7 protein-coding genes are annotated in these 7,881 nt (G+C 76.6%); 1 reads left to right on the forward strand and 6 read right to left on the reverse strand.

What is annotated here, in order from left to right:
* A partial coding sequence (locus tag ABZS66_RS59090; RefSeq protein ID WP_354773361.1) for a protein kinase occupies positions 1–2,138 on the reverse strand: 2,138 nt, incomplete at its 3' end.
* Positions 2,139–2,293: 155 nt separating this feature from the next.
* Here ABZS66_RS59090 and nhaA point away from each other — a divergent pair.
* Complete coding sequence (gene nhaA / locus ABZS66_RS59095; protein WP_354773363.1) at positions 2,294–3,523, forward strand: Na+/H+ antiporter NhaA; 1,230 nt, start codon at positions 2,294–2,296, stop codon at positions 3,521–3,523.
* Here the strand turns inward: nhaA and ABZS66_RS59100 are convergent.
* From ABZS66_RS59100 to ABZS66_RS59120, 5 genes are all read right to left on the reverse strand, one after another.
* Positions 3,514–4,629, reverse strand: a complete 1,116-nt coding sequence (locus ABZS66_RS59100) for an NAD(P)H-binding protein (protein WP_354773365.1) — start codon at positions 4,627–4,629, stop codon at positions 3,514–3,516. The two genes, nhaA and ABZS66_RS59100, sit on opposite strands and share 10 nt — an antisense overlap.
* Positions 4,614–5,117, reverse strand: a complete 504-nt coding sequence (locus tag ABZS66_RS59105) for a hypothetical protein (RefSeq protein WP_354773367.1) — start codon at positions 5,115–5,117, stop codon at positions 4,614–4,616. The genes ABZS66_RS59100 and ABZS66_RS59105 overlap by 16 nt, the downstream gene beginning before the upstream one ends.
* Positions 5,114–5,716, reverse strand: coding sequence for a TetR family transcriptional regulator (locus ABZS66_RS59110; protein WP_354773369.1), 603 nt, complete (start codon positions 5,714–5,716; stop codon positions 5,114–5,116). Before ABZS66_RS59110 ends, ABZS66_RS59105 begins: the two co-directional genes overlap by 4 nt.
* A 23-nt stretch (positions 5,717–5,739) precedes the next feature.
* Entirely contained in the window at positions 5,740–6,093 is a 354-nt protein-coding gene (locus tag ABZS66_RS59115) for an STAS domain-containing protein (protein ID WP_354773371.1), read from the reverse strand.
* On the reverse strand, positions 6,090–7,881 hold a 1,792-nt coding region (locus ABZS66_RS59120), incomplete at its 5' end, for a SpoIIE family protein phosphatase (protein ID WP_354773373.1). The genes ABZS66_RS59115 and ABZS66_RS59120, both read right to left, overlap by 4 nt.

Raw genomic sequence — 7,881 nt, forward strand, 5'->3', positions numbered from 1 at the left:
CGGTGCGCGGACCAGTCGGCGGCGAGGTGCAGCTCCGCGGCGTCGCGGGGCCGGGCGTAGCTCCACGGTGCCGGCGGCCCGGGCGGGGTGAGGCGCCAAAGCCGGGCGGTACCGTCCCATCCTCCGGAGATGGCGAGGCGGCCGGCGGCGTCGATCGCCGCACCCTGCACGGGGTTGTCGTGCCCGCTCAGGGTCCGCAGGCAGCGGCCCGCGGCCAGGTCCCACACCTCGACCGTGCTGCCGTCCGGCCGCAGCAGCCAGCGGCCGCCGGCGTCGAGCGCGGCGGGCTCGGCGACGGTGGGCCACCCGCCCGGCCGGGGCCAGGTGCGCCGCGTCGCGCCGGAGACCGGGTCGAGCTGGAGCATCTCCCCGTCGGTCACGACGATCGCCGCGTGCGGGGTGAGCAGCGCGGTCGACCGGCTGGGCAGCGGGCCGGAGCGCACGAGGATGCCGCCGGCGGTCTCCCACACGCGCAGCCGGGCCTGGGTCGGCGACCAGGCCACGACGTGCCGGTCGTCGGTGCTGAAGGTGGCCGTGCCCCGCTCGTACTGCCGGGTGCCGTCCTGCTGGAGGCGGTGCACGAGCCGGCCGTCGGCGGTCGACCAGAGGTACACGCCGCCGCTCATGGTGGTCGACACGAGCAGGGCGCCGTCGGCCGTGAGCGCGACCGAGCGCGGCTCGCTCGGGTGCTCCAGCCGGTGCAGCGGAGCGCCGGTGGTGTCCCAGACGAGCACGAGGCGGTCGTCGCCGGCCGAGGCGAGCAGCCGCGCGTCGCCGCTGAACGCGAGCGCGTTGCACCGGCGGGCGTGCCCGGGCAGCAGCATCGAGCGCTCGCCGGCGACGTCCCACAGCCGTACCGCACCGCCCTCGCTGTCGAGCGGCGGCGGGTTCGTGTTCTCGACGCCGCCGGTGGCCGCGAGCCGGCCGTCGCGGCTGATCGCCACCGCCGCCACCGTCCGGTGGCCGCGCAGGGTCGCGCTCGCGCCGGGCGCGCCGCGCTCCCGTTCGACGAGCGCCACCGACTCGGCGGCGCCGGCCTCCTGCAGCTCGGTGAGCAGCTGCGCGTCGGCGATCCGGCCGGCGCGCCAGCGGTACAGGCCGCGGTTGTGGACGGTGTGGACATGGTGCGGGTCGGCCCGCAGCGCCTGGTCCCAGAGCTCCTCGGCGGCCGCGGTGTGGCCGAGATCGAGCATCGACAACGCCCGGTTGGACAGCCCGTCGGCGCGCAGGGCGGCCTCGGCGGGCGGGGTGCGCGGGTACGCCTCGCCGGTGGTGTCCGTGTAGACGGCCGCGAGGCGGTCGGCGAGGTCGGCCATGCGCGGGCGGGCGGCCGGGTCGCGCTGGAAGCACTCCCGCAGCAGCGGCACGAGCCCGTCCGGGAGCGGCAGCGCGAGGTCGCGCCCGCCGTCGGCGAGCAGCTCCTCGAACGCCTCGCCGGCGACGGCGCCGACCCGCGTGACCAGCTGGCCGGCGAACAGCTCCAGCACGCTGAGCCCCCACGACCAGACGTCGGTCGCGCGGGACAGCCGCATCCGCCCGCCGGCCGCCTGCTCGGGTGAGCAGTAGGCCGGGGTCATCCCGCCGTACGTCACCAGGACGCTCGCCTCCGGGCCTGCGCCGTCCGGCCGCTCGCCCGCCGCCACCCGGGCCTTGGCCAGCCCGAAGTCGGTGATCTTGGCGGTGCCGTCGGCGGTGAGCATGACGTTGGCCGGCTTGACGTCCTGGTGGACGAGGTCGTGCGCGTGGGCGTGGGCGAGACCCCAGGCGCCCTGCACGGCGATGTCGAGGGCCCGGCGCTGCCCGTCGCCGTTCGCGTACAGGCTGCCGCCGCGCACGAGGCCGGACAGGCTGCCGCCGTCGACCCACTCGGCGAAGACCGCCGGGACGTCGCCGACGCGGCGCACGTACGCGCAGTTGACGATGTGCGGGTGCACGCCGAGGGCGACCCACGACTCGGCCTCGGCCTGGAACAGCTCCCGCCCGTCGGCGGTGTCGGCCAGCCCGGGGCGCGGGGTCTTCACGGCGAGGTCGACGCCCCAGCCGTGGTGGCGGACGCGGTACACCAGGCCCATCCCACCGCTGCGGATGACCTCGAGCACCTCGTAGAGATCGAGGATGGTCTCGCCGGTCCGCCACATGCGGCCCGATGCTACCAATGATCATCAACCGGGAGGGACCGGGCCGTTCGCCACGTGGCGCCGATCGCGGGCAATCCGCATGGGGTAGGGTGCGGGGCGGTGTGCCGGGAAGCCTGGTCGGCGATTCTGCCGTCGTGCCCTCCCGGAGGCCAGCGTTGTACCGTCCGTTCGAGCGCGGCACGTGGGCCGAGGTCCGCCGGATCGGCGACGTCCTGCGCACCGAGACGATCGGCGGACTGCTCCTGCTGGTGGCTGCCGCGGTCGCGCTCTTCTGGGCCAACTCGCCGTGGTCCGGCGCCTATTACGCGCTGTCCGAGGTGCACGTCGGGATACCGGCGGGGCACCTCGACCTGACGCTCGGCGAGTGGGCCGCCGACGGCCTGCTCGCCGTGTTCTTCTTCGTCGCCGGCCTGGAGCTCAAGCGGGAGTTCGTCGCCGGTGACCTGCGCGACCCGCGCCGGGCGCTGCTCCCGGTGGCCGCCGCGGTCGGCGGCATGGTGGTCCCGGCCCTCGTGTATCTCGCGATCAACGCCGCCCCGGGCGGCGCGCCGGCCGGCTGGGCGGTGCCGATGGCCACCGACATCGCGTTCGCCCTGGCCGTCCTCGGCGTGATCAACACCCACCTGCCGGCCGCCCTGCGCACGTTCCTGCTCACCCTGGCGGTCGTGGACGACCTGCTCGCGATCGTCGTCATCGCCGTGGTCTTCACCGGGTCGCTGGCCTGGCTGCCGCTGCTGCTCGCGGTGCTGCCGCTGGCCGGGTTCGCGGTGCTGGTGCAGCGCGGCCGGACGGCGCCGTGGCTGCTGGTCCCGCTCGCGTTCGCGACCTGGGCGCTGGTCCACGCCTCCGGCATCCACGCCACCGTGGCCGGCGTCCTGCTGGCCTTCACGGTGCCCACCAGCACCTCGGAACGGTTCGAGCACCGGCTGCGCCCGCTGTCGGCCGGGGTGGCCGTGCCGGTGTTCGCGTTCTTCGCCGCGGGCGTCACGGTCACCGGCTCGGCGCTCGGGATCACCGGCCCGATCACGCTGGGCGTGGCGGCGGGCCTGGTGCTGGGCAAGACGGTCGGCGTGGCCGGCACCACCTGGCTGGTGGTCCGGCTGACCCGGGCCCGCCTGGCCGAGGGCCTGGGCTGGCTCGACGTGATCGGCCTCGCCCTGCTGGGCGGCGTCGGGTTCACGGTGTCCCTGCTGGTCTCCGAGCTGGCCTTCGGCGCCGGCTCACCCGAGGACTCGGCGGCGAAGGCCGGCATCCTCGGGGGCTCGCTCGTCGCCGCCGTGCTCGCCGCGCTGCTGCTGCGGGCCCGCAACCGCCACTACCGCCGCATCCTGGAGGCGGAGGAGACCGACGTGGACGGCGACGGCGTCCCCGACGTCTACCAGTGACGGGCCGGTGCCCAGGTGCCGGGGAAGGCGTCGGCGCGCCACAGGTCGAGGCCGCGGGCCGTCAGGGCGGCCCAGGCCCGCGGCGGCGGCAGCCAGCCGTCCAGCGGCACCTCGCCGGGCGCCGACAGCCGACCGGCCAGGATCTCCTCGACCGCGATGCCGGCCAGCAGCGACGGCATCCGGCCGCCGTCGCGGGCCGCGGTCATGCCCAGCGCGCGGCGCACCGGGCGGCCGTCGCGCCGGTCGGCCACCTCGACCAGGAACCCGCCGGCCTCGTCGCCGAACCGGCCGGCCAGCCACGACATGGCGCGGACCACCGCCGTGAACCGCTCGGCGCGGCGAGGGCGCCCGGTGCGGGCCCGGACGGTGGCGGCGGCGCCGAGCAGCCGGTTGAGCCAGGCGTGCTCGGTGCCGGCCTTGAAGCTGATCGTGCCGGCCCCGAAGCGCGCGGCGAGCTCGGTGAGGTCGGCCATCGCGTACACCTGGTGGACCAGCCGACGGCCGACCGGCGGCGGGAACGGCACCCACTCCCCCTCCGACCAGCCGTGCACGCGCACCGGCCGGCCGCCGCGCGGCGCGTCGAACGGCACGCCGACGCCGCGGAGCATCGCCTCGAACATCGCCGGGCCCCGGTGCTTGCGGGTGTCGGGGGCGGCGGCGCAGCGGACCTCGTCGACGCGGTCGAGCCCCTCGGCCAGGTCCTGCACGGCGATCACCTGGAGGCCCGGGACGACGGAGGCGCCGGTGAGCACCGGCGCGGTGGCGGTCGCGGCCCGCTCCAGCACCGCCTGCCGGAACGGCCCGTCCTCGGCGAGGTCCACGTAGGGCACGCCCGCCTCGATCGCGGCCACGGCGGGGCCGAGGGGCAGCGTCTGGTACGGCCCGGCGCAGTGCACGAGCGCCGCCGCGCCCGCGGCGACGCGCCGCAGCGCGGGCACGTCCGCGTGGTCGCCCGCCACGACCCGGACCCGCGGATCGGCGAACGCCGGCCGGGCCGGGCGCCGCGCGACGACGACCACGTCCGCGCCCGTGTACCGCAGCAGGTCGGCCACCAGGTACCGCCCGTAGAAGCCGGTGCCGCCGACGACGATCACAGATGGAGGCACAGCTCGTCCCACACCCACCGGCCCGCCTTGAATCCCTTCCACGCCGCCATTCCGGCCGCGATGAGCCCGGCCACCACCGCCACCACGATCGCGACCCAGCGCGACACCAGCTCCCAGCGCGGGCCCCAGCCGTGCACGGTGGGCCTGAGCTGGTCCTCGTCGGCGCCCCGGACCCAGCCCTCGACCACTTCGCCGGGGCGGTCGTCGAGCATCACCTCGACCCGGTCGACGGCGAGGCGGCCGTCGTCGGCGAGGAACGGGCCGTCGCACCGCCACTGCTCGGCGGCCTTCTCGCAGGTCCGGACGGTCATCATGCCGTGGACGCCGCGGGCGTACTCCCGGTCGCTGTCGAAGTAGACCCAGGCACCGAACGCGGGCAGCGTGGCCACTGCGGCCACGAACAGGTTCGGCACCAGGCGGAGCAGGAACATGCCGACCGCGGCGCCGCCGGCCAGCACGCCGAACGCGACGAGCTTCAGCCAGGTCATCCGCCCGGCCCGCGGGTGAGCAGCGCGCCGACCAGGTCGCGCAGCGGGCCGACGAGGTCCTCGGCGCCGGCCGAGACCAGGGGCTCCAGGCCCGACGAGCGGAGCATCACGACGCCCATGGAGGCGGCCAGGACGACCTCGCCGCGCAGCACGGCCTCGTCGTCGCCCGGGTCGCCACCGGACGCGGCCACCAGGCGCTCGGCGTAGGAGCGCAGGACCCGGCGGCGGATGGCGTCGGCGCGCTCGTCGCCGGAGGAGCGCAGCAGCAGCATGAGCACCTCGTTCGGGCGGCCGTCGGCGCCGGTCCCGGCGATCTGGGCGGCGATCGCCTCCGGCACCTCGGCGAAGGTGATCTCGCCGGTGGTGCGGCGAAGCTCCTCGACGGCGTCGGCGAGGCAGGCGGCGAAGAGGCCCTCCTTCGACTCGAAGTACCGGCTGATGAGCGCGACGTTGACCCCGGCCTCGTCGGCGACCTCGCGCACGGTGGTGGCGGCGTAGCCCGTCCCGGCGAAGCGGCGCCGGGCGGCGCGCAGCAGCGCCTGCCGGGTCGCGGCCGCGTCGCGGCGGCGCGGCTCGGCGGCCGCCTCGGTGGGGGTCACACCTGCCAGGGTAGTGGGCCCGCTCAGCCGGTCATCTCGTCCAGGGCCTCGTCGACGTTCTCGGCGAGCAGCTCGGGCAGCATCCCGACCAGGTCGAGGGTGAAGCGCACCATGCCGTCCGGCGGCGCCGCGATGCGCACGGGCGCGCCCCGGTTGGTGAACGCGATCACCAGCCGGTCCAGGCAGCGCAGGCCGGCGCTGTCGAGGAACGTGGTCGGGGTCAGGTCGACGACGACCCCGGTGGTCGCGCGGACGCTGAGCAGCACGTCGCGCTCGACGAGCCCGGCGCTCGCGTTGTCGATCTCGCCGAGCAGCTGGACGACCTCGCAGCCGCGGTCGGTGTACACCCGCACCTGCCGCCGCGGACCGCCCGTCACGACATCCCCCCGATCCGCCGGCGCATGAGGACCGTCGTGCCGCCCGCGCCGCGGTCGATCACCAGGTCGTCCATCATGCGGCCGATGAGCACCATCCCGTGGCCGCGGCCGGTCGTGGTGCGCGGCGGGCGCCACCGGCCGGTGTCGGCGACGCGGACGGTCACGGCGCCGGCGTCGACCGAGACGGCGACGGTCACGTGCCGGGTGGGGTCGTGGTCGTAGGCGTGGGCGATGGCGTTGGCGACGGCCTCGGACGCGGCGAGGACGACGCGCAGGCGCTCGTACTCCGCGACGCCCTGCCCGGCGAGCCAGCGGTCCAGCTCGCCGCGCATGCCGGACAGCTCCGGCATCCGCGCGGGCACGACGGCGTGGAAGCGCGGGGCGTCGTGGAACTCCACCGCCAGCAGGCACATGTCGTCGTGTCCGCCCTCCGACGGTACCAACGCATCGCTCACCTGCCCGGTGAGCTCGTCCAGGTCCGCGTCGCGGCGCTCGCCGGCCAGCGCGGCGAGGCGGTCCAGCCCGTCCTGGATGCGCTCGCCGCGCCGCTCGACCAGCCCGTCGGTGTACAGCAGCAGGCGCGACCCGCGCGGCACGGTGAGCGCCGCCTCGGTGCGCAGGCGGCTGCCGGCGGTGGTCCCGATCGGCCCGGAGCGCGCGTCCCACAGGAAGCCCGGCTCCTCCCCCGGCCGCAGCAGCAGCGGCGGCGGGTGGCCCGCGCAGGCGTACCGCAGCAGCCCGCTGTCCAGCGCCAGCTCGGCGTAGGCGAGCGTGGTCATCCGGCCGCCCTCGAAGGTGGTGACGAACGCGTCCATGTGCCGCAGCACCTCGGCCGGGCCGCCCTGGGTCGAGGCGAGCGCCCGCACGGCACTGCGCAGCTGCCCCATCGCGCTCGCGGCGTGCAGGCCGCGGCCCACGACGTCGCCGACGACGATGCCGACGCGCTCCGCGGAGATGGCGAAGATGTCGTACCAGTCCCCGCCGACCTCGAGGGACTGCACCGCCGGGCGGTACACGGTCGCCACCCGGAAGCGTGCGTCGGTCGGCCAGTCGGGGGTGAGCAGGCTCTGCTGCATGGTGTGGGCCACCTCCCGGTCGCGCTCGGCGAGTCGGGCGTTGTCGAGCGTCATGCCGGCACGGTCGGCCAGGTCGACGAGGAAGTCCGGGCCGGCGGTGTCGGTCACCGGCGAGGAGACGAGCAGCAGCGTGCCGAGGACGGCGTTGCGGGCACGCAGCGGGAGGACGACGGCGCGGCGGCCGTCCGGCGGCAGCAGCGGTACCGGCGCCACCGCGCCGCCGGCGCGGCCCATCGCCTGCACGGCCATGAGCACGTCGTGCGGGATCGCCCAGGGCGCCGACCCGCTGCCGGGGCCGGCCACCCGCAGGCCGGGCTCGCCGGCGAGGTCGAGGTTCACCTGGGCGTACCGCGCGAGCTGCGGCACCAGCAGGTCGACCAGCCGCCGGGCGCGCTCGGCCAGGCCGGTGGTCTCGTCGAGGCTGCGGCTCAGCCCGGCCAGGAAACCGGCCTGCCAGGCCCGCCGGGCGGTCTCCTCGTGCAGGTAGGCCCGGTCGAGCGCCTGCCCGGCCTGCCGGCCGACGGTGCGCATCAGGTCGACCTCGTCGGCGGCGACCGGCCGGCGCGCGGCGAACGCGAACGACACCACGCCGAGCACCTGCCGGTCGGTGACCAGCGGCGCGACGACGAGCAGCGGGAACCGCCCGGAGTGCCCCTCCTGCCGCACCACGTCGCCGAGCGCGGCGGCCCGGGCCTCGGGCGCGGCGTCGTCG

The sequence above is a fragment of the Dactylosporangium sp. NPDC005572 genome (assembly GCF_040605515.1).
In the GTDB taxonomy this organism is placed as follows: Bacteria; Actinomycetota; Actinomycetes; order Mycobacteriales; family Micromonosporaceae; genus Dactylosporangium.

Bases quoted from the DNA above. Each gene is read 5' to 3' on its own strand.
- ABZS66_RS59105 (WP_354773367.1), bottom strand. From the start codon at position 5,117: ATGACCTGGCTGAAGCTCGTCGCGTTCGGCGTGCTGGCCGGCGGCGCC.